Annotated in this window: 19 protein-coding genes; 5 read left to right on the plus strand and 14 right to left on the minus strand. The window is 65.4% G+C overall.

What is annotated here, in order from left to right; genetic code table 11:
* Positions 1-50: 50 nt before the first annotated feature.
* From V6657_RS12150 to hemC, 3 genes are read right to left on the minus strand one after another with little or no spacing between them, the layout of a single operon-like run.
* Positions 51-1,244, minus strand: a complete 1,194-nt coding sequence (locus tag V6657_RS12150; RefSeq protein WP_048934629.1) for a heme biosynthesis protein HemY — start codon at positions 1,242-1,244, stop codon at positions 51-53.
* A gap of 2 nt (positions 1,245-1,246) precedes the next feature.
* A complete protein-coding gene (hemDX, locus tag V6657_RS12155) occupies positions 1,247-3,358 on the minus strand; it encodes a fused uroporphyrinogen-III synthase HemD/membrane protein HemX (protein ID WP_048934628.1) in 2,112 nt (703 codons plus the stop codon).
* Positions 3,359-3,373: 15 nt separating this feature from the next.
* On the minus strand, positions 3,374-4,390 hold the full coding sequence (gene hemC, locus V6657_RS12160) for a hydroxymethylbilane synthase (RefSeq protein ID WP_048934627.1): 1,017 nt from the start codon (positions 4,388-4,390) through the stop codon (positions 3,374-3,376).
* Between the two features lie 109 nt (positions 4,391-4,499).
* On the opposite strand from hemC, the gene ppc reads away from it, so the two are divergent.
* The gene (ppc, locus tag V6657_RS12165) at positions 4,500-7,511 is read left to right on the plus strand and encodes a phosphoenolpyruvate carboxylase (protein WP_048934626.1); all 3,012 of its coding nucleotides are present in this window, start codon (positions 4,500-4,502) and stop codon (positions 7,509-7,511) included.
* A 14-nt stretch (positions 7,512-7,525) separates the two neighbouring features.
* Here ppc and V6657_RS12170 read toward each other — a convergent pair whose 3' ends face one another.
* Positions 7,526-8,938 carry an MFS transporter gene (locus V6657_RS12170; protein ID WP_048934625.1) on the minus strand — a complete coding sequence of 471 codons (1,413 nt, stop codon included), beginning with the start codon at positions 8,936-8,938 and terminating at the stop codon, positions 7,526-7,528.
* Between the two features lie 125 nt (positions 8,939-9,063).
* On the opposite strand from V6657_RS12170, the gene V6657_RS12175 reads away from it, so the two are divergent.
* Positions 9,064-9,966, plus strand: a complete 903-nt coding sequence (locus V6657_RS12175; RefSeq protein WP_048934675.1) for a LysR family transcriptional regulator — start codon at positions 9,064-9,066, stop codon at positions 9,964-9,966.
* A gap of 59 nt (positions 9,967-10,025) precedes the next feature.
* Here V6657_RS12175 and V6657_RS12180 read toward each other — a convergent pair whose 3' ends face one another.
* Positions 10,026-10,631 carry a ferritin-like domain-containing protein gene (locus V6657_RS12180; protein WP_048934624.1) on the minus strand — a complete coding sequence of 202 codons (606 nt, stop codon included), beginning with the start codon at positions 10,629-10,631 and terminating at the stop codon, positions 10,026-10,028.
* Positions 10,632-10,851: 220 nt separating this feature from the next.
* On the opposite strand from V6657_RS12180, the gene V6657_RS12185 reads away from it, so the two are divergent.
* From V6657_RS12185 to argH, 3 genes are all read left to right on the plus strand, one after another.
* Positions 10,852-11,496: a sigma-70 family RNA polymerase sigma factor gene (locus tag V6657_RS12185; RefSeq protein WP_048934623.1), complete on the plus strand. Its 645-nt coding sequence runs from the start codon at positions 10,852-10,854 to the stop codon at positions 11,494-11,496.
* Positions 11,496-12,215, plus strand: coding sequence for an anti-sigma factor (locus V6657_RS12190; protein WP_048934622.1), 720 nt, complete (start codon positions 11,496-11,498; stop codon positions 12,213-12,215). The genes V6657_RS12185 and V6657_RS12190 overlap by 1 nt, the downstream gene beginning before the upstream one ends.
* A gap of 85 nt (positions 12,216-12,300) precedes the next feature.
* Entirely contained in the window at positions 12,301-13,716 is a 1,416-nt protein-coding gene (gene argH, locus V6657_RS12195) for an argininosuccinate lyase (RefSeq protein WP_048934674.1), read from the plus strand.
* 70 nt (positions 13,717-13,786) lie between these two features.
* Here argH and V6657_RS12200 read toward each other — a convergent pair whose 3' ends face one another.
* The 9 genes from V6657_RS12200 to V6657_RS12240 form a co-directional block, all read right to left on the minus strand.
* Complete coding sequence (locus tag V6657_RS12200; RefSeq protein ID WP_048934621.1) at positions 13,787-16,066, minus strand: arginine/lysine/ornithine decarboxylase; 2,280 nt, start codon at positions 16,064-16,066, stop codon at positions 13,787-13,789.
* Between the two features lie 64 nt (positions 16,067-16,130).
* Positions 16,131-16,697 (minus strand): dCTP deaminase, encoded by a 567-nt coding sequence (gene dcd / locus V6657_RS12205; RefSeq protein WP_012762552.1) that lies wholly within the window; start codon positions 16,695-16,697, stop codon positions 16,131-16,133.
* A 200-nt stretch (positions 16,698-16,897) separates the two neighbouring features.
* Entirely contained in the window at positions 16,898-17,773 is an 876-nt protein-coding gene (locus V6657_RS12210; RefSeq protein WP_048934673.1) for a formate dehydrogenase accessory sulfurtransferase FdhD, read from the minus strand.
* 96 nt (positions 17,774-17,869) lie between these two features.
* A complete protein-coding gene (locus V6657_RS12215; protein ID WP_048934620.1) occupies positions 17,870-18,412 on the minus strand; it encodes a superoxide dismutase family protein in 543 nt (180 codons plus the stop codon).
* Between the two features lie 78 nt (positions 18,413-18,490).
* Complete coding sequence (locus tag V6657_RS12220; RefSeq protein WP_048934619.1) at positions 18,491-18,823, minus strand: hypothetical protein; 333 nt, start codon at positions 18,821-18,823, stop codon at positions 18,491-18,493.
* A gap of 35 nt (positions 18,824-18,858) precedes the next feature.
* The gene (locus tag V6657_RS12225) at positions 18,859-20,025 is read right to left on the minus strand and encodes a formate dehydrogenase subunit gamma (protein WP_048934618.1); all 1,167 of its coding nucleotides are present in this window, start codon (positions 20,023-20,025) and stop codon (positions 18,859-18,861) included.
* 23 nt (positions 20,026-20,048) lie between these two features.
* Complete coding sequence (locus V6657_RS12230; RefSeq protein WP_048934617.1) at positions 20,049-20,294, minus strand: hypothetical protein; 246 nt, start codon at positions 20,292-20,294, stop codon at positions 20,049-20,051.
* Complete coding sequence (gene fdh3B / locus V6657_RS12235; protein WP_048934616.1) at positions 20,291-20,977, minus strand: formate dehydrogenase FDH3 subunit beta; 687 nt, start codon at positions 20,975-20,977, stop codon at positions 20,291-20,293. The genes V6657_RS12230 and fdh3B overlap by 4 nt, the downstream gene beginning before the upstream one ends.
* An 18-nt stretch (positions 20,978-20,995) precedes the next feature.
* The gene (locus V6657_RS12240; protein ID WP_048934615.1) at positions 20,996-23,992 is read right to left on the minus strand and encodes a molybdopterin-dependent oxidoreductase; all 2,997 of its coding nucleotides are present in this window, start codon (positions 23,990-23,992) and stop codon (positions 20,996-20,998) included.
* Positions 23,993-24,003 lie beyond the last annotated feature (11 nt).

Here is a 24,003-nt window from a genome sequence, read left to right on the forward strand (position 1 = left end):
CACCACGAAACCCAGGCAACAAAGAAAAGGCCGGGATCTCCCGGCCTTGTTCATTTCACGGCAAGCAATGCGCTCTGCCGGTAGTGGCGCTGGGCCTCTTCGGGCCGCTCAGTTTGCTCGTACATCTGCGCAAGCGCCAAGTGCGCATGGGCGCGCAGGTTGCCGTGGTGATCGGCATCTGCATACTTCAGCGCCGACTCCAGGCTCGACTGCGCCTTGCCCCAGAGCTGCTCCTTGAAGCAGAGCATGCCGAGCGTGTAGAACAGGTCCGCATCCACCGGATGCTGGGCAAGCCATTTCTCGGCCTGCTGGATCAACGGCAGCGCCTTGCCGGGTACCGCACAATCCGCATAGCGGCGGATCAGGCGACCGTCCCAATGCGCTTTCAGGCCTTCTTCGACGATGCGCTTGGCGTCATCGGTACGGCCCAGCTGCGCGAAGTAGAGTGCAGCCAGCGAGGCAATGCGCGGCGAGCGTCGCTCCTCCGCAGTCAGTTCACGCCAGAAGGTGTTGAGTGCATCGGCATCGTGGCGGCGTTCGGTCAGCAGCGTCTCGCACGCCATCTGCTTGAGGCGCGCGGCCAGCACGGCATGGATGGCGTTGCGCTTTTCCAGCGCGCGCGTCAGGCGCAGCACCTCGCTCCAATTCTTCAGGTGCTGGTGTGCACGCAGGGCAATCCGCTGCGCTTGAATCTGCCGCGCCCCCTGCGATTGCAGTTGCGCGATCTTCTCCAGCGCACCTTCTGCATCGCGGGCATCGACCAGCAGTTCCGCCATCGATACAAGCTTCGCCTGTTCGCGATCCGGCGACTTCACCTCGGCCATCCACGCATCGCGGCGCTCGGTTTCCTGCATGCGGTGCGCAGCGCGTGCGCCAATCAGGGCAGCAGTTTCGCGCTGTGCCTCCCAGGCCTGGGCTTCGCGCGCTTGGCGCTCGGCGTGGCCAAAGCGGCCCGCAAACAGGCTTTCCATTGCCTCGCGCAGCGCAGCAGAAGCCTTCAGGATACGGTTGCGCTCACGATACGCAGCAGCGCGCGCCGGCATGCCCGCTACATGGTGGAACAACCGCATGACCAGATGCAGCACCACGAACGTCACCAGCAACGCAGCCAGCACGAAGTTGAGCGACATCTCCACCCGATACGGCGGGTAGAACAGTACGACGTTGCTCAAATTGAGCTCGGTAAACAGCGCCAGCCCAACGGCGGCGGCAAACAGCAGCGCAATCCAGAATACCCAGCGCATGCTCACTCCTTGCCCTGACCGCGCGCAGCGGCAAGGCTGTCGGCCATCGTCGGCACCTCCAGCGTGCCGACCGTCGTGCGCACCTGCGCCAGCAGGTTCTGCACTGCGGCCACACGCGGCGATTGCGTGTCGAAGTAGCGCGCAAGCAGCGTGTCGGCGCGGCCCAGATCAGCGCGGAACACAGCATCGTTGCGCGAGAGCAGCGCCAGACGTGCATTCATCAGGCGCAGCTTGAGATTCTCGCGCAGGAACCACGCCTGATCCGACGACAGCAGCAACGCCTCGGTCTGATCCACACGGCGCACCTGCACGATCTGACCCAGCTCACCACGCACGTCGTTCCACAGGCGGCCCCACCAGGCGCGCACGCCGGCCGACCATCCGGTGCCGGCTTGTGTCGATGCTGCCGGCGCCGATGCTGCCGCCACGGCCTTGGCATTCTTTGCCGAACGCGCCTTCGGTGCCTGCGCGGCCTGCTCCGCATCCAGCGGCTGGGCCGATGACACCAGCGGCAACGTATCGACCGCGTTGATCGCGTCGTCCAGGCGGATGGCCGCGCCGCTGAGGTCGATCGATGGCATGGCCTTGAGCTTGGCGATATCGCGTGCGACGGCACGGCGCACCGCGTTGAACTGCGGCTTGTTGAGCGTTGCCAGTCGGGCGTCAACGGTCTGCAGCGCGGCCAGCGCACCGCTCACGTTGCCGGTGAGCTGGAGTTGCTCGGCAGCGACTTCAATCGAGCGCTCGATCTCGGCGCGCTGCCAATCGTCGCGGTTACGCAGCAGATCCTGGCTGGCCTGCTCCAGCGCGCCCTGACGGTCACGGGTTTCCGTTGTACGGGCATCCAGCGCACCAAATTTCTGCTGCAACTGGCCAACCGCGTCCCGGTCGGCGCCGGACAGCACGCGCATCTCCTGCGCCAGTGCTTCGTTCTGCTGTCCGCGCTGGCGGATATCACGCGCCAAGCGTTCGTTGCGCACTTGCAGTGCAGCCACCGCAACCACGACCACGGCCAGCACGGTCCAGATCAGCCAGCCGCCGCGTCGCGGTGCGTGGTTGACGGTCATGGTGGGCGCGAACGATGCAGGTGCTGGTGCGGGCGCCGGACTCGGCTGGGCGGCCGCGGGCTTCGCGGCGGGAGCGGACGAGGGAACAGGAGTCTGCGTCACAGTGGAAGAAGAAAGAGAAGTATTCGATTCAGCAGGTGCTGGGGCGGACGGTGTTGGCACAGGAGCGGACACCGGGCCGGCCCAGGCCAGGACACCGGCAAGCAGGCGGTCGTCGCCGGCACCGGTGAGCTTCACATCGCGAAAGCCTAGCGACTCAGCCTGTTCAACGATGCGCGCATGCGGCGCAAAGCACGGCGCACCGTGCAGCGTATTGACTTCGGCGGGTGTCAGGTTGGCGCGCGCCAGATCGTCGAGATTGCGTACGGCCTCGGAACTGGTGAGTGTCCAGGCATGGCGGGCGGCCAGTACATCCCGCAACGCAGCCCAGGCCGCTGCATCGGGCACGGGCACGCTACGGCGATAGGCCTCGACCGTGCGCACTGAGACGCCAGCCTCACGCAGTTGGTCAGCCAGCCATTCGCGTCCGCCGTTGCCGCGCACGATCAGCACCTCACGGCCGCTGAGCGACGGCACATCCAGCCGCGCATATAGGGCTTCGGAATCCTGGCGGGCGTCGTCGGCGTGGGTATCGGGGCGGATCACGCGATGCGCGGGCGGCGCAACGCCGTGCGTAGCCAAGGCCTGTGCACTCGCGGGGCCGACCACGGCCACTGGCACTTCCTGCGGCCAGCGAAAGCCTTCCGGCATGGCGGCAAACGCCTGCTGTACGGCATTCGGGCTGACAAACACGACCAGCGCATAGCGCGACGGATCGCCCAGCGCGGCGCGCAGGTCGTCCAGGTTCGGCGTCGGCGCGATGTCGAGCAGCGGAAACTGGTGCGTGCGCAAGCCGTGGCGTTCCAACGCCGTCACCAGCATGGGCGCCTGCGCGCGTGGACGCGTCACCACCACCACAGGCACAGTGGCGGCCGATTCGGTGGCCGCGTTGGCAGCCGAACTGGCGACAGGTGGCACGCTGGATGAGGGTGGCAAACGATCGTCCATGGCGAGCCGTGGAAGTTAGGTAGCGGGCGGGGCGTCGACGCCCAGCATGGCGAGAATCTCACGTGCGCCGCCGTTCAGCATCTGCTGGGCGACCTGCACGCCAAGCGCATCGGCCTCGGCCAGCGTGGACGGCGTGGCTTCGCCATCTGCGGCAAGCTTGCGGGTGCCGTCCTGCGAGGCAACAAAGGCACGCAAACGCAGCGCACCGGCGTCAGACCACTGCGCAAACGACGCCAGCGGCACCTGGCACGAACCGCCCAGGATGCGGGATACGGCGCGCTCCGCAGTCACCGCTAGCGCAGAGCGCATGTCATGCAGCGGCGCAAGCGCGGCCTGCACGTCGGCACGATCGGCGCGAATCTCGATGCCCAACGCGCCCTGCCCGGCGGCCGGCAGCGATTCTTCCGGTGCGATGGTCGAACGGATGCGCTCGGCCAGCCCCAGGCGCTTGAGCCCGGCGGCAGCCAGGATGATGGCGGCGTAGTCACCACGGTCGAGCTTGCCCAGGCGCGTGTCCAAATTGCCACGCAGCGGCTGAATGACCAGATGCGGGAAACGCGCCCGCAGCGATGCCTCGCGACGCAGGCTGGAGGTGCCCACCACAGCGCCGGCCGGCAGCGCGGCCAGATCGGCGTAGTCGTTGGAGACAAAGGCGTCGCGCGGGTCTTCGCGTTCGAGAATGGCCGACAGTGCGAAGCCCTCCGGCAACTCCATCGGCACATCCTTGAGCGAATGGACGGCCAGATCGGCACGTCCCTCGGCCAGCGCGACTTCCAGTTCCTTCACGAACAAACCTTTGCCCCCCACCTTGGCGAGCGAGCGGTCGAGAATCTGGTCGCCGCGTGTGGTCATGCCGAGGATGGACACGTCGCACGCGGGATAGTATTTTTGCAATGCAGCACGCACGTGTTCGGCTTGCCAAAGTGCAAGCCGGCTTTCGCGCGAGGCAATGACCAGCTTGGTCGGCGCCTGGGCTGCAGGAGTCGTTGCAAGCTGGGATTCGACGGAAGTCGGGCGGGCGTTAGAAGACATGCGGCAATGGTAGCACGCAGCTTTTTCGCCACAGACCGACTATCACGTTGAAATGATGCAGAAAAGAGGGCCCTTCAGGCACCTTACCCACCCGACCTAGGAGACATCAATGACGCAGCCCGCCGCGCGCCGCGCTTCCTCGCGCGCGACCCCCGCCCGCAAGGCATCCGCCGTGCCGCCCAAGACCAGCAAGATCGCCAAGGCCGCAGCAAAGCCCGCCAGCAAACCGGCTGCCAAGGCCACAACCAAGCCCAATGGCGCGGACGAGGCCAACGGCGCGTCGCTCGGTCCAATCTCGCGCCGCTCATCGGGCAGCTCTGCGGCCAAAGATCAGCCGCTGAAAGAGGACATTCGCTTCTTGGGCCGCCTGCTGGGCGACGTGCTGCGTGAACAGGAAGGCGGCGCCGCCTTCGAAACCGTCGAGACCATCCGCCAGACCGCCGTGCGCTTCCGCCGCGATGGCGACCGCCAGGCCGAGCAGGAACTCGACCGGCTGCTCAAGGCGCTCTCGCGCGAGCAGACCAACTCGGTGGTGCGCGCGTTCAGCTACTTCTCGCACCTGGCCAACATTGCCGAAGACCAGCACCACAATCGCCGCCGCCGCGTGCACGCGCTGGCGGGCTCCCCGCCGCAGCCGGGCAGCATGATGCGCGCGCTGCTGTCGGTGGCCGATGAGGGTGTCTCTGGTGAAACGCTGCGCCGCTTCTTCGATAAGGCGCTGATCGTGCCGGTGCTGACAGCGCACCCGACCGAAGTGCAGCGCAAGAGCATTCTTGATGCGCAACGTGAAATCGCCCGCCTGCTGGCCGAGCGCGACACGCCACTCACCACGCGCGAGCGCGAGCGCAATACGACCACGCTGCGCGCCCACGTGACCAAGCTGTGGCAGACCCGCATGCTGCGCACCACGCGCTTGATGGTGGCTGACGAGATCGAGAACGCGCTGTCGTACTACCAGACCACCTTCCTGCGCGAGATCCCCGCGCTGTACCGCGAACTGGAAGAGGACGTGGCCAGCGTGTTCCCGCGCCGTGGCGCACGTGGCGAGCCGACACCGCTGGCGCCGTTCTTCCAGATGGGCTCGTGGATCGGCGGCGACCGCGACGGCAACCCCTTCGTCACTGCCGAGACGCTGCGCGACGCAGCGCAAAAGCAGGCGAGCGTGATCCTCGCGTGGTACCTGGAAGAGATCCATGCGCTGGGCGCCGAGCTGTCGATGTCCACCTCGCAGGTGGATGTGAGTGCCGCATTGCTGGCGCTGGCCGAACAGTCGCCTGACCACTCCGAGCATCGCACGGACGAGCCATATCGCCGCGCGCTGATTGGCGTGTATGCACGGCTGGCCGCCACCTGCCGCGAACTGACCGGCCAGGATGCTGGCCGCCACGCCGTGGGCCCCGCGCCGGCTTACGCGAACGCAGAAGAACTGCGTGCGGACATCCAGATCGTTATCGATTCGCTGGCGGCGCACCACGGTGAGGCGCTGGCCGATGTACGCCTGACCTCGCTGGCGCGCGCCATTGATGTGTTTGGCTTCCACCTGTCGTCGATCGACTTGCGCCAGGTATCGGATGTGCATGAAGCCACCGTCGCCGAGCTGCTGAAGGTGGCGGGCGTGGAAGGCGCCTACGCGGCGCTGTCGGAAACCGACAAGCGCACGCTGCTGCTGCGCGAGCTGCAACAGCCGCGCCTGCTGACGCTGCCATTCCACACGTACAGCGAGCAGACCACGTCGGAGATCGACATCTTCCGCGCCGCGCGCGAGGTGCGTGCCTGCTACGGCAACCGCATTGTGCGCAACTACATCATCTCGCACACCGAGACGCTGTCCGACCTGCTGGAGGTGATGCTGCTGCAGAAGGAAGCCGGCATGTTCCGCGCGAACGCCAACGGCGCTGGCGCGGGGCTCGACGTGATGGTGATCCCGCTGTTCGAGACCATCGAAGACTTGCGCAACGCGCCGCAGATCATGGGCGACTTGCTCGCCCTGCCCGGCTTTGATGCCGTGCTGGCGGCGCAGGGCAACGAGCAGGAAGTCATGCTCGGCTATTCCGATTCCAACAAGGACGGCGGCTTCCTCACCTCCAACTGGGAGCTGTACAAGGCCGAGCTGGCGCTGGTGGAGCTATTCGAGCGCAAGGGCGTGCACCTGCGCCTGTTCCACGGCCGCGGCGGCACGGTGGGCCGCGGCGGCGGCCCGACGTATCAGGCCATCCTGTCGCAGCCGCCGGGCACGGTGAATGGGCAGATCCGCCTGACCGAGCAGGGCGAGATCATCTCCAGCAAGTTCGCCAACCCCGAGATCGGCCGGCGCAATCTGGAGACCATCGTCGCGGCCACGCTGGAAGCCACGCTGCTGCCCACGCGCAACCGCCCGAAGGGTCTTGAGGAATTCGAAGCCGCCATGCAGGCGCTGTCGGATAACGCCTTTGCCGCGTACCGCAACCTCGTCTACGAAACCCCGGGCTTCAAGGACTACTTCTTCGCCACCACGCCCATCACCGAGATTGCCGATTTGAACCTCGGTTCACGCCCGGCCTCGCGCAAGCTGATGGACAAGAAGCACCGCAAGATTGAAGACCTGCGCGCCATCCCCTGGGGCTTCTCGTGGGGCCAGTGCCGCCTGCTGCTGCCGGGCTGGTTCGGCTTTGGCAGCGCGGTGCAGCAGTGGCTGGACGATGCCGGCAACGCGAAGGCCAAGGCCGCGCGCCTGGCCACGCTCAAGCGCATGCACAAGCAGTGGCCGTTCTTTGCGAACCTGCTGTCGAACATGGACATGGTGCTGTCCAAGGCCGACCTGAACGTGGCCTCGCGCTATGCGCAGCTGTGCGACGACCGCAAGCTGCGCAACGCGGTGTTCTCGCGCATCTCGGCCGAGTTCACGCTCACCGAGCAGGTGCTGGCGTCCATCACGGGGCAATCGGAGCGGCTGGCCGACAACCCGCTGCTGGCGCGTTCGATCAAGAACCGCTTCCCGTACCTCGACCCGCTGAACCACTTGCAGGTCGAACTGCTCAAGCGCTTCCGTTCGGGCAAGGCCGGCAGCGACGATGCACGCGTGCGGCGCGGCATCCACCTGTCGATCAACGGGATTGCCGCGGGGCTTCGTAATAGCGGTTAAAGGCGAGCGGCTGATCAGGCAGCCAACGCGGTGGCGGCGGGGCGGCGGCTGATCCAGGCCATCGCCATCGCACCGGCGTAGGACAGCGTCATCAGTCCGAACACCGTTGGCGAGGCGCGCATCAGATCGGGTACCACCGTGACGACCGCGCCTGCCGCTGCCACGCCCAGCAGACTGCCGGTCTGCCGGGCGGCATTCAGCAAGCCCGACGCCGTGCCGGCCAGCTCGCCCGGCGCCGCCGAGAGGATGGTGGACGTCATGGGCGCGATGGCCAGCGCGGTACCGCCGCCATACGCCATCATCACCACGCTGATCAACCACAGCGGCGCATGTGCAGTCAGCGCGGCCGACGTTGCCAGCAAACCGACGGCACCGATCATGAGACCGCTCAGCATCATGGTGGGCGTGGAGAAGCGCGCCATCAGCTTGCCCGCGAAGATGTTGCCTGCTGACAGGCTCACGGCCATTGGCAGCATGACCAGACCGGTCTGGCGTGCGCTCAGGTGCTCGACGTTCTGCAGATGCAGGCTCAACGCGAACAGCGCACCGTAATAGCCGAAGTTCAGCAGAAACCCCACGCCATTGACGGCACCCAGCGTACGGTGCGCCAGCCAGGCCAGCGGCACCAACGGCGCGCGCGCCTGGCGTTCCGCCAGTACGAACAGCACGCCAGCCACCGCCGTCAGCAGCGCGGCACCCCACACCCACGGCGACTGTGCGCCGCGCACCGGCCACTCAATCGCCGCAAAGCACAGCGCTGCGAGCATCACTGCGCTGGTCACCTGCCCCGCCCAGTCGAACGGCCGGGCGCGTGCCGGCTGCACATGGCGCACGATCACCCATGTGCCCAGCATGCCCACCACGCCCAGCGGCACGTTGATGAGAAAGGCACTGCGCCAGCCGTACGTGTCGACCAGCACGCCGCCGAGCGCCGGGCCTACCGCGGCCGCAGTCGCCACGATGGCGCCCCACAGGCCGATCGCCCAGGCGCGCTCGCGTGGGTCTTCAAACGTGCTGCGAATGAGTGACAGCGAGCTCGGCAGGAACATCGCCGCGCCCACGCCTTGCAGAATGCGCGCGGCAATCAGCGTGACAACTGAAGGCGCCAGCCCGCACCCGGCCGAGGCCACGATGAACACGGCCATCCCCGCCATGAAGACGGTGCGCGCGCCGATGCGGTCGCTCAGCAAGCCACCGGTGAGGATAAAGGCAGCAAAGGCCAGCGTGTAGGCGTCGACGATCCAGGCGAGCCCGGCGACGCTGCTGTGCAGGCTGTCGCGCATGGCGATCAGCGCCACGTTGACGACGGTGGTATCCAGCACCGCCATGAACACCCCCGAGGTCAGGATGGCCAGCGTGGCATTGCGGCGCCAGCGGCTCAGATCCGCAGCGGGCGATACGACAGGAATGGTGTTGCAGGAAGACATGAGGGAACCGTTTGGCAGTTTCATGCGACCCAGTGTAGGCTTGACCGAGCATGCAAAAAAGCAGCGTTTTTGCATCGCAGCACAGCAAAAATGCATCACCTGCCAATCACCATCCGGAGCCAAACGTGAACTGGGACAACGCCCGCATCTTTCTGGCCGTGGCGCGCACCGGCACGCTGCGCGGCGCGGCACTGCGCCTGGGGGTGGATCAGGCCACGGTCGGCCGCCGCGTTGCCGCGCTGGAGGGCGAGTTGTCGGCCAAGCTGTTCCTGCGCACATCGACAGCGTTGGTACTCACCCCCGCCGGTGAAGCGCTGATCGGCCCCGCCGAAGCCATGGAACAGGCCGCGCACACCATCGAACGCCGCATCGCCGGCACGGACGAGCAGCTTGCCGGCACCATCCGCGTGGCGACCACCGAGACGCTGGCTGCCACCTTCGTGCTGCCCGCCATTGCGCAACTGCGGCAGCAGCACCCCGGCATCGACATCGTGTGCATGACCTCCAAGAGCATCGCCAACCTGACCAAGCGCGAAGCCGATGTCGCAGTGCGCACGGTGCGGCCAGACTCGCCAGACCTCATTGCCCGCCGGATCGCCCAATTGGAAACCGGTATCTACGCCAGCCGCAGCTACGTGGCCGCGCGCGGCATGCCCGAAGAAGGGACCGCGTTTGCCGGACACGACCTCGTGCTCTATCCCCGTAACGAGGTGCCATGGATGTGGGAAGACTTGTGCGGCGAGCCGATCTCGCGAGGCCGCGTGGTCCTGCAGAGCAGTTCCGCCATGACCGTCTTCGAAGCCATCGTGGCAGGCATCGGCATCACAGAACTGGTCTGCCACCGCGCCGAGACGCGCCCGGAACTGGTCCGCGTGCTGCCAAACCGCCGCAACACGCAAGACGTCTGGCTGGTCACGCACGCCGATCTGCACAAGACCGCGCGCGTGCGCGCGTTGATGGACGCCGTCATCAACATGTTCTGCGCCTACAAAAAACCCGCCACGCCGCAGCAAACCGTAACAGCGTGACGGGCGAGTCGTCCGCGCAATACGCCGAGCGGACGCTGCAAAAATTTCCGGCTCAGGGCTCAGACAACGAACGCCCCCGGCACCGGGTCCTCACCCAGCGCGGACAGCAGCACCGCCCAGTGCATCGCCTCGTCGCCCATGATGCTGGCGGCGGCCTTGGTCAGGTCGCGCGTGTAGAAGTTCGGCATCACACCCAGGTAGGCCGAGGTGGCGCCCTTCTCCAGCCCGGCGGCAAAGCGCAGCACGTCGGCCTGCGTCTTCAACTGGCTGACCGGGAAGTTGTATTCCGCCACCGTCTTCTCCATGACCGGCGTACCGCCCAGCTTGGATACGGTGCCGGCCAGCACCTGCGCATGCGCCTTGTGGTGCCCCTGGAATTTCACCGCCGTGGCCAGCACGGGCTTTTGCAGCAGGCCGCTTTCGGCGCCCACCTGATACGCGGCGATGGCCTGGTACTCCAGCCCGAGCGCCACGTTCAGGATGGCGATGTCGTCTTTCACGCTGCCCGATTGGGCCTGTGCCCAGGCCGGCATCGATTGCCCGAGTGACACCGCCGCCAGTGAGCCCAGCGCCATCAGCCCCGGCGCGCGCAACAGCACGCGGCGGCGTGCGTCGATGCGCGGGTTGTCACCATCAAACAGCTCCATCTCTTTGCTCGTATCCATCGTCGGTCTCCTTGCATGTGGGGAAGAAGCACGACCCGCGTGGTGCCAGGTGCGGCCGTGGTGCGGATCGCCGGCGTTTGTCCAGCGCCTGACCGCTTATACGAAGGGCGCGTCTGATTGGATGCAAACCGGGCGCAAACCACAGCGCCACCCACGTGAATTCCCACAACGGCCCCGGTTTCTTCCTACACTTTGGGCAGACCTCTCCACAAATCACCCCGTGCTCACCTTCCAGCGCACCGCCGAAAACCACGCCGCACAAGACGCCGATTCGCCGTCGACGGCGGCAGGCCGCCCGCAAAGTGCCGATGCGGAAGAACTGGCCGCGCTGCTGCAACGCATCGGCCTGGGCGAGCGCGACGCCCTGCGCACGCTCTACACGCGCTGCGCGCCGAAACTGTTTGGCCTCGCGCTGCGTATCTTGGTCAGGAAGGATTGGGCGGAGGACGTCTTGCAAGAAAGCTTCGTCAACATCTGGCGCCACGCTGGCGATTACCGGCCGCATCTGGCCGCCCCGATGACGTGGATGACCACCATCGTGCGCAACCGCGCACTCGATTGCCTGCGCCGGCAGCATGCCGAACGTGTGCAGGAATCCGTGCCGCTGGACGAGACGCACGCCGAGGTGCTGGCCGACCACGCCCCCGGCCCTGCCGACCTCGCGCTCGCTGGTCAGCAGGCGCGCGCCTTGGCCGAATGCCTCAAGCGCCTTGACCCGAAGCAACGCGAGGTCATCTCACTGGCCTATCTGCGTGACCTGTCGCACAGCGAACTGGCGCAAGCGCTGTCGCTGCCGCTGGGCACCGTCAAATCGTGGATGCGGCGCGGGCTGGACCGCCTGCGCGAATGCCTGGGAGCGCCGTGATGGACCTGCGCCGCTATCCCGATCTCGTCGATAAGCTGGCCGCCGAATACGCGGTCGGCACGCTGCGCGCGGGCGCCCGCCGCCGGTTCGAGCAGTGGATCCGCCACCATGACGACGTCCGCGCGACGGTTGAGCGCTGGCAACGCTATCTGGCCGATCTGCCTGCCTTGCAGCCAGCCACGGCGCCGCTGCCGGAAATCCTCAGCCGCGTCGAAGTCCAGCTTGGCTGGCGCGAACCCGCACCCTCGCCCAAGGCGCTCTGGCAAAAGCTTTGGCAAGGTACCGGCTTCTGGCGCGGTGCCACGGCAGTCGCGGCGGTTGTCGCGGCGGTGGCGGTCGGGCTGAACCTGCGGCTGTCGGAGCAACTGCGCGAGGCGCCCGTCGCCAACGCCGTGGCCGTGCTGCAGGACGCGCAGGCGCAGGCAGCCGTCCTCGTCACCTGGGATGCCCGGACCGGCACGCTATCGCTCAAGCGGCTGGACGCGACGCCGCTCACCACGGAACAAGCGCTGCAACTCTGGGCACTGCTGCCGAATGGGAAGCCTCAGTCACTTGGCCTGATCGGGCATCAGCGTGCGATCCGGCTGACGGTCGCTCAGCCGCTGCGGCAAGTGCCTGCACTCGCCATCAGCGTGGAACCGCGCGGCGGCTCTCCCAACCCAGACGGGCCGACCGGGCCGGTGGTCTTCAAGGGCGCGCTGATCGATAGCACCCTGTAGGCCCAAGGGGCCTAGCGATATAATCGCGGTTTCCTGAATTTGCGGCCGACGCCCTTGTTTGGCCGCCTTCCTCCAGCTGTCCGCCATGACCTCCCAACTCGCCAAGAAGGCCGAAGCGTGGTCCGCCCGCTTTAACGAGCCGGTGTCCGATCTCGTCAAGCGCTATACCGCGTCGGTGTTCTTCGACAAGCGCCTTGCGCTCTTCGACATCCAGGGCTCGCTCGCGCACGCGGCCATGCTCGCCAAGCAGGGCATCATCGCCGAGGCTGACCGCGCCGCCATCGAGAAGGGCATGGCGCAGATTCGCCAGGAGATCGAAGCCGGCACGTTCGAATGGAAGCTGGACCTGGAAGACGTGCACCTGAACATCGAAGCGCGCCTGACCGCCATGGCGGGCGACGCCGGCAAGCGCCTGCACACCGGCCGCTCGCGCAACGACCAGGTTGCGACCGATATCCGCCTGTGGCTGCGCAGCGAGATCGACAACATTGTCGGCCTGCTCAAGGCCCTGCGCGGCGCGCTGCTCGATCTGGCCGAGCAGCACACCAACACCATCGTCCCGGGCTTCACGCACCTGCAGGTCGCGCAACCGGTGGTGTTCGGCCACCACCTGCTGGCCTACGTGGAAATGTTCACGCGCGACACCGAGCGCATGCTCGATTGCCGCAAGCGTGTAAACCGCCTGCCGCTGGGCGCCGCCGCACTGGCCGGCACGAGCTACCCGATCGACCGCGAATTCGTCGCGCAGCAACTGGGCTTTGACGGCGTGTGCCGCAACTCGCTGGATGCCGTGTCCGACCGCGACTTCGCCATCGAATTCTGCGCCGCGGCCGCGCTCATCATGACGCATATCTCGCGCTTCTCTGAAGAGCTCGTGCTGTGGATGAGCCCGCGCGTCGGCTTTATCGACATTGCGGACCGTTTCTGCACCGGCAGCTCGATCATGCCGCAGAAGAAGAACCCCGACGTGCCGGAACTCGCGCGCGGCAAGACCGGCCGGGTCAATGGCCACCTGATCGCCCTGCTCACGCTGATGAAGGGCCAGCCGCTGGCGTACAACAAGGACAACCAGGAAGACAAGGAACCGCTGTTCGACACGGTCGATACCGTGGTCGATACGCTGCGCATCTTTGCCGACATGGCGACCGGCATCACCGTCAAGGCCGACGCCATGCGCGCCGCCGCGCTGCAGGGCTACGCCACCGCCACCGACCTGGCCGACTACCTGGTCAAGCGCGGTCTGCCCTTCCGCGATGCGCACGAAGCCGTGGCCCACGCCGTGCGCGCCTGTGATGACCTGCGCTGCGATCTGGCCGATCTGTCGGTGGCCCAACTGCGCGACATCAGCGGCCTGGGCGACAAGGCCAACCTGATTGGTGACGATGTGCACGCGGTGCTGACGCTGGAAGGTTCGGTCGCTTCTCGCAACCACATCGGTGGGACTGCGCCGGAGCAGGTGAAGCAAGCCATCGCGTTTGCGCGCGCTGCGCTGGCCGAATAAATCTCGGCACGCTCCAAACAACAACGCCGCGCTGATCTAGCGCGGCGTTTTGCTTTTGTGCGGCTGAAACTTATCGCACGCAGTCAACGAAGTAACCGACCTTGCCGTCGATCTCTTCCTCGACCAGCCCGTGGATATCCGTCTCGAAGCCCGGGAACAGCTTGTTGAACTCACGCGCAAACTGCAGGTACTGCACGATCGTCTTGTTGAAACGTTCGCCCGGAATCAGCAGCGGAATGCCCGGCGGATACGGCGTCAACAGAATGGCGGTGATGCGGCCTTCCAGATCGTCGATGGCCACGCGCTCGATCTCGCGGTGCGCCATCATCGCCCACGCGTCGGACGGCTTCATCGCCGGCTCCATATTCGACAGGTACATCTCGGTCGTCACGCGGGCCACGTCGTTGGCCTGGTAGACGCTGTGGATGCTGTCGCACAGCTCGCGCAGGCCGATACGCTCGTACTGCGGGAACTGACGCACGAACTCCGGCAACACGCGCCAGCACGGCTGGTTGTTGTCGTAGTCGTCCTTGAACTGCTGCAGCTCCGTCACCAGCGAGTTCCAGCGGCCCTTGGTGATGCCGATGGTGAACATGATGAAGAACGAGTACAACCCGGTCTTCTCGACGATGATGCCGTGCTCTGCCAGGTAACGCGTGACGATAGCGGCCGGGATGCCCGAGTCGCTGAACTTGCCGTCCACGTCCAGGCCCGGGGTGATGATGGTGGCCTTGATCGGGTCGAGCAGGTTGAAGTCTTCGGCCAGGTTGCCGAAGCCGTGCCAGCGCTCGTTGGCCTTGAGCATCCACGCTTCGCGCTCTTCGATGCCTTCGTCCGACAGATCGTTCGGGCCCCAGACCTTGAACCACCAGTCGTCGCCCTTGCCATTCCCGCCGTTCGTGCCGACGTATTCCTGTTCCACCTTGCGCATGGCGCGGCGGAAATCCAGGGCCTCGGCAATGCTCTCTTCCACCAGCGCGGTGCCGCCCGGTGCTTCCATCATCGCCGCGGCCACGTCGCACGAGGCAATGATCGAGTACTGCGGGCTCGTCGACGTGTGCATCAGATACGCCTCGTTGAAGCGGTACGTATCGAGCTTGCGCGTCTCGGAATCCTGCACGAGGATCTGCGAGGCCTGCGACAGACCGGCCAGCAGCTTGTGCGTGGACTGCGTGGCAAACACCAGCGCATCCTTGCTGCGCGGGCGGCCGTGGCCGATGGCGTGCATGTCCTCGTAGAACGGGTGGAACGACGCGTGCGGCAGCCACGCTTCGTCAAAATGCAGCGTGTCGATTTCGGTCGACAGCATGTTCTTGATCATCTCGGCGTTGTACAGCACGCCGTCGTACGTGCCCTGCGTGATGGTCAGGATGCGCGGCTTCTTGTTCTTGGCCTGGCTGGCGAACGGGTGATCGGCAATCTTCTTGGCGATCGTCTCGGGCTCGAACTCGCTCTTCGGGATCGGGCCGATGATGCCGAAGTGGTTGCGCGTCGGCATCAGGAACACCGGAATCGCGCCCGTCATCATGATCGCGTGCAGGATCGACTTGTGGCAGTTGCGGTCCACCACGACGATGTCGCCGGGCGCCACGTTGGCATGCCACACCATCTTGTTCGACGTCGATGTGCCGTTGGTCACGAAGAACATGTGGTCCGAGCCGAAGATGCGCGCAGCGTTGCGCTCCGACGCGGCCACGGGGCCCGTGTGGTCCAGCAGCTGGCCGAGTTCTTCCACGGCGTTGCAGACGTCGGCGCGCAGCATGTTCTCGCCAAAGAACTGGTGGAACACCTGGCCCACCGGGCTCTTCAGGAATGCCACGCCGCCCGAGTGCCCCGGGCAGTGCCACGAATACGAGCTGTCTTGCGCGTAGTCGATCAGCGCCTTGAAGAACGGCGGCGGCAGCGAATCGAGGTAGTTGCGCGCTTCACGGATGATGTGTCGGGCCACGAACTCAGGCGTGTCCTCGAACATGTGGATGAAGCCGTGCAGCTCGCGCAGCACGTCGTTCGGCAGGTGGCGCGAGGTGCGCGTCTCGCCGTACAGGAAGATGGGGATGTCCGCATTGCGGCGGCGCACTTCAGCCACGAAGCTGCGTAGGTTTTCAACCGCTTCCGGCTCCGGCTTGTCGTTGTCCGGGTTGATGAATTCGTCATCGTCAATCGAGACGATGAAGGTGGACGCGCGGCTCGACTGCTGCGCGAACGAGGTCAGGTCACCATAGCTGGTGAGGCCCGTGACCTCCATGCCTTCGTTCTCGATGGCCTCGGCCAGCGCGCGAATGCCCGATCCGGAGATGTTCTCGGAGCGGAAGTCCTCGTCGATGATGATGACGGGAAAGCGGAATTTCATCGTGGTTCCTTGACAGATGAAATAGAAGACACCGCTCCGGAAACTCGGAAACGGACTACAAAAACTAGGTCTTGGGCAGCGTCACACCGTGCTGGCCCTGGTACTTGCCGCCACGGTCCTTGTACGAGGTTTCGCACTCCTCGTCGCTCTCGAAGAACAGCACCTGAGCGCAGCCTTCGCCGGCGTAGATCTTGGCGGGCAGCGGCGTGGTGTTGGAGAACTCCAGCGTCACGTAGCCTTCCCACTCGGGCTCGAACGGCGTGACGTTGACGATGATCCCGCAGCGCGCGTACGTGCTCTTGCCCAGACACACGGTCAACACAGTGCGCGGGATGCGGAAGTACTCCATCGTGCGGGCCAGCGCGAACGAGTTCGGCGGGATGATGCACACATCGCCCTTGAAGTCGACAAACGACTTCTCGTCGAAATTCTTCGGATCGACGATGGTGCTGTTGATGTTGGTGAAGATCTTGAATTCGTCGGCGCAGCGGATGTCGTAGCCGTAGCTCGACGTGCCGTAGGAGACGATGCGGCGCCCTTCGGATTCGCGCACCTGACCGGGCTCGAACGGCTCGATCATGCCGTGCTGCTCGGCCATACGGCGGATCCACTTGTCGGATTTGATGCTCATGGAGCGTCCAGATACCTTGGATGAACAAATGGGGGCAGGCTTCGCGGTGCGAAAACTGTCCCCATTTGGTCACGCCGGTGGCCGGGCCCGGCGGGGCGATCCCCCTGGGTGATCCCCGTTTGGAACGCGGATTGTACTCCCAAACCTGTGACGGAAAACCCCGCGCCGGGCGTAGACTTGCCTGGGCGAGAGCGACCCGCTCAGCTGCCCGACCCCACGGCCTGCGGTAGCTCGCCGCGTGGGCCGACCACCTTGGCCATCTCCGGCTCGGCCACAAACCGGTCGCGGCCGGTATAGAGCAGGAAGTGCCGCCCAGTGCACCGCGCAAACAGGGTCAGATTGACCCGCTGTGCCATCTGGTGACCCATTTGCGTGACGCCCGAGCGCGTGAGCAGGAACGGAATGCCCATCTGTGCGCCCTTGATGACCATCTCGGAGGTCAGGCGTCCGGTGGTGTAGAAGATCTTGTCGCTGCCGTCCATGCCTTCCAGCCACATGCGGCCGGCAATGGCATCGACGGCGTTGTGGCGGCCCACGTCTTCAATGAAGATCAGCAGCTCGCCACGCGCGTCGAACAGCGCGCAGCCGTGCACCGAACCCGCCTGCTTGTAGATCGACTGCTGCAGCCGGATGGTGTCGACCACACGGTACAGCGTGGTCTGCGTGATGCGGGCCTCAGGCGGCAGGTGGATGGTGTCGATCTCGTCCATCAGCGAGCCGAACACCGTGCCCTGCCCGCAGCCGGTGGTGACGGTGCGGCGGGCGGTCTTCTCGTCCAGATCAGCAATGCCGCCGCGGGTGGTGACAGCGGCCGATTCGGTTTCCCAATCGACCTGCACGGCGGCAATCTCTTCGATGCTGCTAACCAGGCGCTGGTTGCGCAGATAGCCGAGCACGAGCGCTTCGGGTGCGCCGCCCAGCGTCATCAGCGTGACGAGTTCGCGCTTGTCCAGATAGACCGTCAGCGGGCGTTCACCGGGGATGTATACCTCGCGTGCACGGCCCAGCTCGTCGAGTACTTCAACCTCGTCGAGCAATGGAACAGAAGCGTTGGTCAGTTCGGGGCGCAGCGGCATCAGATCTTCGTTCAAACAAAAATGCGCACGACAAGCGTGCGCATGGACTTGCGGCTGGCGCCCCCTTTTTCAAGCGGGCGCCGCGTGCGGGCTAGGTCAGTTGGCCACGATCACGCCGCAGGCGATGCGCCCGCCGGAATTGCCGGTGGGCTGGGTTACATAGTCGTCCTTGCCAGCATGGACGACCAGCGCATGGCCGACGAGGCTCGTCGGCCCAGGGGTCAGCGTCACGCCGGAGAGAACGATCGAGCCGACGGCCTTGCCGTTGGCATCGGATTGCAGCATCGGGATGTCGCCAGCATGGTGCGGCCCGCTGACCGGGTTGCCGTGTTGCTGGCCGGTCGGGTTGAAGTGGCCACCGGCGCTCATGCCATCAGCCGAGGAGCAGTCGCCCTTCTCATGCACGTGGAAACCGAACATGCCATTGGCCGGCAAACCGGAAATATCCACGGCCATGGCAACCCGATTGTCGCCTTGCTGCGCGAGCTTCACGCTGCCCTGCACGGTGCTGCCGCTCTTGGGCGCCAGCACGGCCGAGGCCGCCATGGCCGAATCAGCCGCCTTGGCCGTCGGCCCAGTATTCGATGCACAGCCGGCCATCAGGCCGATCACGGCGAGTCCAATCGCGAGTTGCTTCATGTGTCACCTCCAGTCAGGGTTCACTTGCGAGCGGACGATTGTACTGCCGGATGATGAACTCGCAACATGGGCGCTGCGTCAACCTTTGGCAACAGGCGCCGATGCGGCTGGCGCGGCCGCAGCCGGCGCCGGTGGCACAAAGGGCCCTGGGTCGGCGCACGGCGTGCCCGGCTGCGTGTGTGCGCCCTTGCCACCGGCCTGGTAAGCCGCTGCGGCCTTGTCTTGTGCTTTGCACAACTGGAATGCAGCCACCTTGTCGCTCCAGGCCGCCTTGGCCTTGTCGACTTCAGCCTTGGCCTTCTGTTCCTCGGTCGGCGCAGGCAGCTTGGCCACGGCCAGCCCGCTTGCCAGGCTCAACACGGCGGCAGCCAGCGTCAACCCCATGGCGCGCGTCATCGTGAAAGCTTGCATGGTGAAATTCCTTGAGTCGATGGCGGTCGGTGACATCACGGCTTGGCGGGTTGCTCGCTCGGTGCTGGCGGCGCCGGCGGCTGCGAGCGCTGCGCCGGAATCTTGCCGGCCTTGATGTCGTCATACCAGAGTTCGTGGTGCTCCTTGGCCCAGGCCTCGTCGACATAGCCTTCGCGCATGGCGCGGTAGGCGCCTTCCATGCCGATCGTGCCCATGTAGATATGGCCCAGCGACATGCAGATCATGCCCACCGCCGCAATCGCGTGGACGATCTCAGCCAGTTGCATCGTGCTGCGGTAGTAATCCACGCCCGGCACGATGCGATCCAGCACCCAGCCCGACGCCGACAGGATCAGCCCGAACAGGACCAGGCCGCCCCAGAACCAGAGCTTCTCGCCGGCATTGAAGCGATGCGACGGCGGCTCATGACCACCGCCGAACAGGCCGCCGGCCCTCAATAGCCACTGCAGATCAATCCCGCGCGGCAGGTTGTCACGCACCCACATCACGAAGGCCACGATGATGCTGACCGTGAACAGCGGCCCGACCAGGTTGTGCAGATTCTTCAGCACATATGTCAGCCAACCGAACAACTGGTGACCCATGATCGGCAGCAGGAAATGCTTGCCCCACAGCATGACGATGCCCGACGCGCCCAGCGTGACGAAGGAAACCGCCATGGTCCAGTGCACATAGCGCTCGGTCGGCGTGAAGCGCTCGATCTTGCGGCCGGTCGGCGTTTCCTTCAGAGGAATCGCCCCCTTCCACAGGAAGAAGCCGAGGATGACCAAGGGCACCAGTACCACGAGCCAGCCACCCCACACGGTGATGACGCCGTTGCGGAACAAGCGCCATTTCTGGCCCGTACGCTGGATCAGCACGCCGGCTTCCAGACCGGGGATGCTGGCGTAATGCGCCTGGTCGGAATTCACCTCGCGCCAGACGGGCGCATTGTTGCCGGGCTGCTCGACGCGGCGCGCCTTCTGGTCCTGCGCTTCCTTGGCGAGGTCGCGTTTCTGCACATCAAACACGTTCTCCGAGACGATGTTGGAGAACGGCTGCGTTGGCTGCACAGCCGGGCTGACCGGTGCATTCGCAGCGGCTGATGCACTGGCCGGCTGCTGCGCGTTGGCGAGCAGCGCCGCACCGCCAAGCAGCAGCGCCATCGCAACGCACGTCAGGTGTTTCCAAGAAGTGCCCATGGACGAACCTCCGCTCGCGCGCGTCATGGCGTCTTGTTGTACTCGTTCTGATACTGGCCGCGTGCGCGGATCTGGTTTTGCCAGCTCGTGCGGTCACCGGGTGTCCAGTTCTTCGCCATGAATGGGTCGCCCTCTGCGCCCTTGTAAGCGGGCGTGTCGTCTTTGCGGTGCGAGGCCATTGCAGTTTGCGAACGCTCACCACAAGCGCCGAGCAACAACACGGCACCCAGGGCGATCAACAAGCTGGTCGAAGTTGTGCGCGGGCTCATGACTGCGCTCCCGGAGTCGAAGCAGGCGCCGAAGGTGCAACAGGCGCAGCGGGTGTAGCCGGCGCTGCCTGGCCACCCTTGCCCTGCGCACCGCCCGCACCACCATACGCCGTGCCCCACCCGAACAACTCTGCACCCTTCCCCCGCTTCATCACGCGGTTACGCAAGATGTCGGAAATCACATCGCCATCGCCGCCGAGCAGCGCCTTGGTCGAGCACATTTCCGCGCACAGCGGCAGCTTGCCTTCAGCCAGGCGATTGCGGCCGTACTTCTCGAACTCTTCTTCGCTGCCATTCTTCTCGGGGCCGCCGGAGCAGAACGTGCACTTGTCCATCTTGCCGCGCACGCCGAAGGTGCCCTGGCTCGGGAACTGCGGCGCGCCGAACGGGCAGGCATACGAGCAGTAACCGCAACCAATGCAGACGTCCTTGTCGTGCAGCACCACGCCGTCTTCGGTGCGATAGAAGCAGTCGACGGGGCAGACCGCCATGCACGGCGCATCGGAGCAATGCATGCACGCCACGGAGATGGATTTCTCCGCGCCGATCATGCCGTCGTTGATGGTGACCACGCGGCGCCGGTTCACGCCCCAGGGCACCTCGTTCTCGTTCTTGCAGGCCGTGGCGCAGGCGTTGCATTCGATGCAGCGCTCGCTGTCACAGATGAATTTCATGCGTGCCATGTTGATCTCCCCGTTCCTTTAAGCGAACCGCTCGATCTGGCAGACCGTCGTTTTCGTTTCCTGCATCATCGTCACCGCGTCGTAGCCGTAGGTGGTGGCCGTGTTGACGGCCTCGCCACGCACGATCGGGTGGGCGCCTTCCGGGTAGTAGTCGAGCAAATCCTTGCCCTGCCACCAGCCCGAGAAGTGGAACGGGATAAAGGCGTGGTCGACACCCACGCGCTCCGTCACCAATGCGCGCACCTTGATCTGGGCGCCGGTCGGCGTTTTGACCCAGACGAAGTCGTTGTGGCGGATACCCCGGTCGGATGCGGCCTTGGGGTTGATCTCGACGAAGTTCTCCTGCTGCAGCTCGGCCAGCCACGGGTTGGAGCGCGTTTCCTCACCGCCGCCCTCGTACTCCACCAGGCGACCGGAGGTGAGGATGATCGGGAATTTCTCGTAGACCTTGTTCTCGATATTGCGCTGCTGCACCGTCTTGTACAGCGTGGGCAGGCGCCAGAAGGCCTTCTTGTCGTCGTGCGTCGGGTACTTGGCGACCATGTCGGGCCGCGTGGAGTACAACGGCTCTCGGTGCTGCGGAATCGCATCGGGGAAGTTCCACACGATGGCGCGCGCCTTGGCGTTGCCGAACGGGTGGCAGCCATGCTTCATCGCCACGCGCTGGATGCCGCCCGAGAGATCGGTCTTCCAGTTCTTGCCCTCGGCGGCCTTCTTTTCGGCATCGGTCAGGTCATCCCACCAGCCGAGTTTCTTGAGGAAGACGTGGTCGAACTCGGGGTAGCCGGTGGTCAGGTCCGAACCGAGCGAGAACGAGCCGTCTTCCGCCAGCAGGTTGACGCCGTCGCGCTCCACGCCAAAGTTGGCGCGGAAATTACCGCCACCTTCCATCACGTGCTTGCTGGTGTCGTACAGGTTGGGCGAACCGGGGTGCTTGAGCTCCGGGGTGCCGTAGCACGGCCACGGCAGGCCGAAGTAGTCACCGGTGAGGTCGTAGCCCGTTTCCGGGTCCTTGCCGCCCTTGCAGCGCAGCGTGCGCACATCAAACAGATGCATGTTGCGCATGTGGGCCTTCAGACGTTCCGGCGATTGGCCGGTGTAGCCGATGGTCCAGTTGCCGCGGTTGATCTCGCGCAGCAGCGACTCGATCTCCGGCTCGCGCCACGTCATGCCGGCGCGCTTGTATTCGGTGATCTTGCAGCCCTTGCTCAGCTCCTTGCCAAAGCCAAGGCGATCGGCAAAGGCCTGCATGATGACGTGATCAGGCTGCGACTCGAACAGCGGTTCGATCACCTTCTCGCGCCATTGCAGCGAGCGGTTGGACGCCGTGCACGAGCCCGACGTTTCGAACTGCGTAGCCGCCGGCAGCAGGTAGACGGCACGGTTCGGATTCGGCGGTGAGCCATCAGCGGACGGCATGTTGGCCATCGCCGCCGTGGCCGACGGATACGGGTCAATCACCACCAGCAGATCGATCTTGTCGAGCGCGCGCTTGATGTCCATCCCGCGCGTCTGTGAATTCGGTGCGTGGCCCCAGTAGAAGACGGCACGGACGTTGTTGTCCTGGTCGATCAGGTCGTTCTTCTCCAGCACCGCATCGGCCCAGCGCGACACCGTCGTGCCGGATTTCTCCATCATCGCCTGCGAGGCGAAGCGGCCCTTGATCCAGTCGTAGTCGACATCCCACACCTTCGCGAAGTGCTTCCACGCGCCGGTGGCCAGGCCGTAGTAGCCCGGCAGCGAATCGGGGTTCGGGCCGACGTCGGTCGCGCCCTGCACGTTGTCGTGGCCGCGGAAGATGTTGGCCCCGCCACCCGACTTGCCGATGTTGCCCAGCGCCAGCTGCACGATGCACGACGCTCGCACGATGGCGTTGCCGATGGTGTGCTGCGTCTGGCCCATGCACCAGACCAGCGTGCTGGGGCGGTTCATCGCCATCATCTCGGCGACCTTGTGCACTTGCGCCTCGGGCACGCCGCACACTTCTTCCACCTTGTCCGGCGTCCACTTGGCGAGCACTTCCTCGCGCACCTTGTCCATGCCGTAGACGCGGTCGTGGATGTACTGCTTGTCTTCCCAGCCGTTCTTGAAGATGTGGTACAGCACGCCAAACAAGAAGGCGATGTCGGTGCCTGAGCGGATGCGCACGTATTCATCGGACTTGGCCGCTGTGCGCGTGTAGCGCGGGTCGACCACGATGACCTTGCAGCCGGTTTCCTTGGCATGCAGCAGATGCAGCATCGACACGGGGTGCGCCTCGGCCGCATTCGAGCCGATGTACAACGCGCACTTGGCGTTCTGCATGTCGTTGTACGAATTGGTCATCGCACCGTAGCCCCACGTGTTGGCCACGCCGGCCACGGTGGTGCTGTGGCAGATGCGCGCCTGGTGGTCGCAGTTGTTGGTGCCGAAGAACGACACCCACTTGCGCAGCAGGTACGCCTGCTCGTTGCTGTGTTTGGATGACCCGACGAAGAAGAACGAGTCCGGCCCCGTCTCCTGGCGGATCGTCTGCATCTTGGCGACGATCTCATTCAACGCCTGCTCCCAGCTGATGCGCTGGTAGCGGCCGTCGACGAGCTTCATCGGCGTCTTGAGGCGGTATTCGCCGTGACCGTGCTCGCGCAGGGCCGCACCCTTGGCACAGTGCGCGCCGAGGTTGATCGGCGAATCGAACACCGGTTCCTGACGCACCCACACGCCGTTCTGCACCACGGCATCCACCGAGCAGCCGACGGAGCAGTGCGAGCACACGGTACGGCGCACGACGATGTCGCCCTTCCCTTCCGCGGCTTGTGCCTCGCCCACCACCGATTTCTTCACCAGCGAGAGCTGCGTGGCCGCCAACCCTGCGCCCACGCCAATACCGGAGCGCTTGAGGAAGGTCCGGCGATCCATGGTCGGCAATGCGCCGGCCAGGCTGCGCGCCAGACTACCGGCCAGCGACGACGCGCCCTGGCGGCGAGCCGATGTGGTTTTCGTGTCCTGTACCGCCGGTTTGCGGGTCAGAAGCATAGGGGTCACCT

Origin of the sequence: Ralstonia sp. RRA (assembly GCF_037023145.1) — a bacterium.
GTDB lineage: Bacteria > Pseudomonadota > Gammaproteobacteria > Burkholderiales > Burkholderiaceae > Ralstonia.

Coding starts and splice junctions, on each gene's coding strand:
- V6657_RS12150 (WP_048934629.1), bottom strand. CDS start 1,244: ATGCGCTGGGTATTCTGGATTGCGCTGCTGTTTGCCGCCGCCGTTGGG.
- hemDX (WP_048934628.1), bottom strand. CDS start 3,358: ATGGACGATCGTTTGCCACCCTCATCCAGCGTGCCACCTGTCGCCAGT.
- hemC (WP_048934627.1), bottom strand. CDS start 4,390: ATGTCTTCTAACGCCCGCCCGACTTCCGTCGAATCCCAGCTTGCAACG.
- ppc (WP_048934626.1), top strand. CDS start 4,500: ATGACGCAGCCCGCCGCGCGCCGCGCTTCCTCGCGCGCGACCCCCGCC.
- V6657_RS12170 (WP_048934625.1), bottom strand. CDS start 8,938: ATGTCTTCCTGCAACACCATTCCTGTCGTATCGCCCGCTGCGGATCTG.
- V6657_RS12180 (WP_048934624.1), bottom strand. CDS start 10,631: ATGGATACGAGCAAAGAGATGGAGCTGTTTGATGGTGACAACCCGCGC.
- V6657_RS12190 (WP_048934622.1), top strand. CDS start 11,496: ATGGACCTGCGCCGCTATCCCGATCTCGTCGATAAGCTGGCCGCCGAA.
- argH (WP_048934674.1), top strand. CDS start 12,301: ATGACCTCCCAACTCGCCAAGAAGGCCGAAGCGTGGTCCGCCCGCTTT.
- V6657_RS12200 (WP_048934621.1), bottom strand. CDS start 16,066: ATGAAATTCCGCTTTCCCGTCATCATCATCGACGAGGACTTCCGCTCC.
- dcd (WP_012762552.1), bottom strand. CDS start 16,697: ATGAGCATCAAATCCGACAAGTGGATCCGCCGTATGGCCGAGCAGCAC.
- V6657_RS12210 (WP_048934673.1), bottom strand. CDS start 17,773: ATGCCGCTGCGCCCCGAACTGACCAACGCTTCTGTTCCATTGCTCGAC.
- V6657_RS12215 (WP_048934620.1), bottom strand. CDS start 18,412: ATGAAGCAACTCGCGATTGGACTCGCCGTGATCGGCCTGATGGCCGGC.
- V6657_RS12220 (WP_048934619.1), bottom strand. CDS start 18,823: ATGCAAGCTTTCACGATGACGCGCGCCATGGGGTTGACGCTGGCTGCC.
- V6657_RS12225 (WP_048934618.1), bottom strand. CDS start 20,025: ATGGGCACTTCTTGGAAACACCTGACGTGCGTTGCGATGGCGCTGCTG.
- V6657_RS12230 (WP_048934617.1), bottom strand. CDS start 20,294: ATGAGCCCGCGCACAACTTCGACCAGCTTGTTGATCGCCCTGGGTGCC.
- fdh3B (WP_048934616.1), bottom strand. CDS start 20,977: ATGGCACGCATGAAATTCATCTGTGACAGCGAGCGCTGCATCGAATGC.
- V6657_RS12240 (WP_048934615.1), bottom strand. CDS start 23,992: ATGCTTCTGACCCGCAAACCGGCGGTACAGGACACGAAAACCACATCG.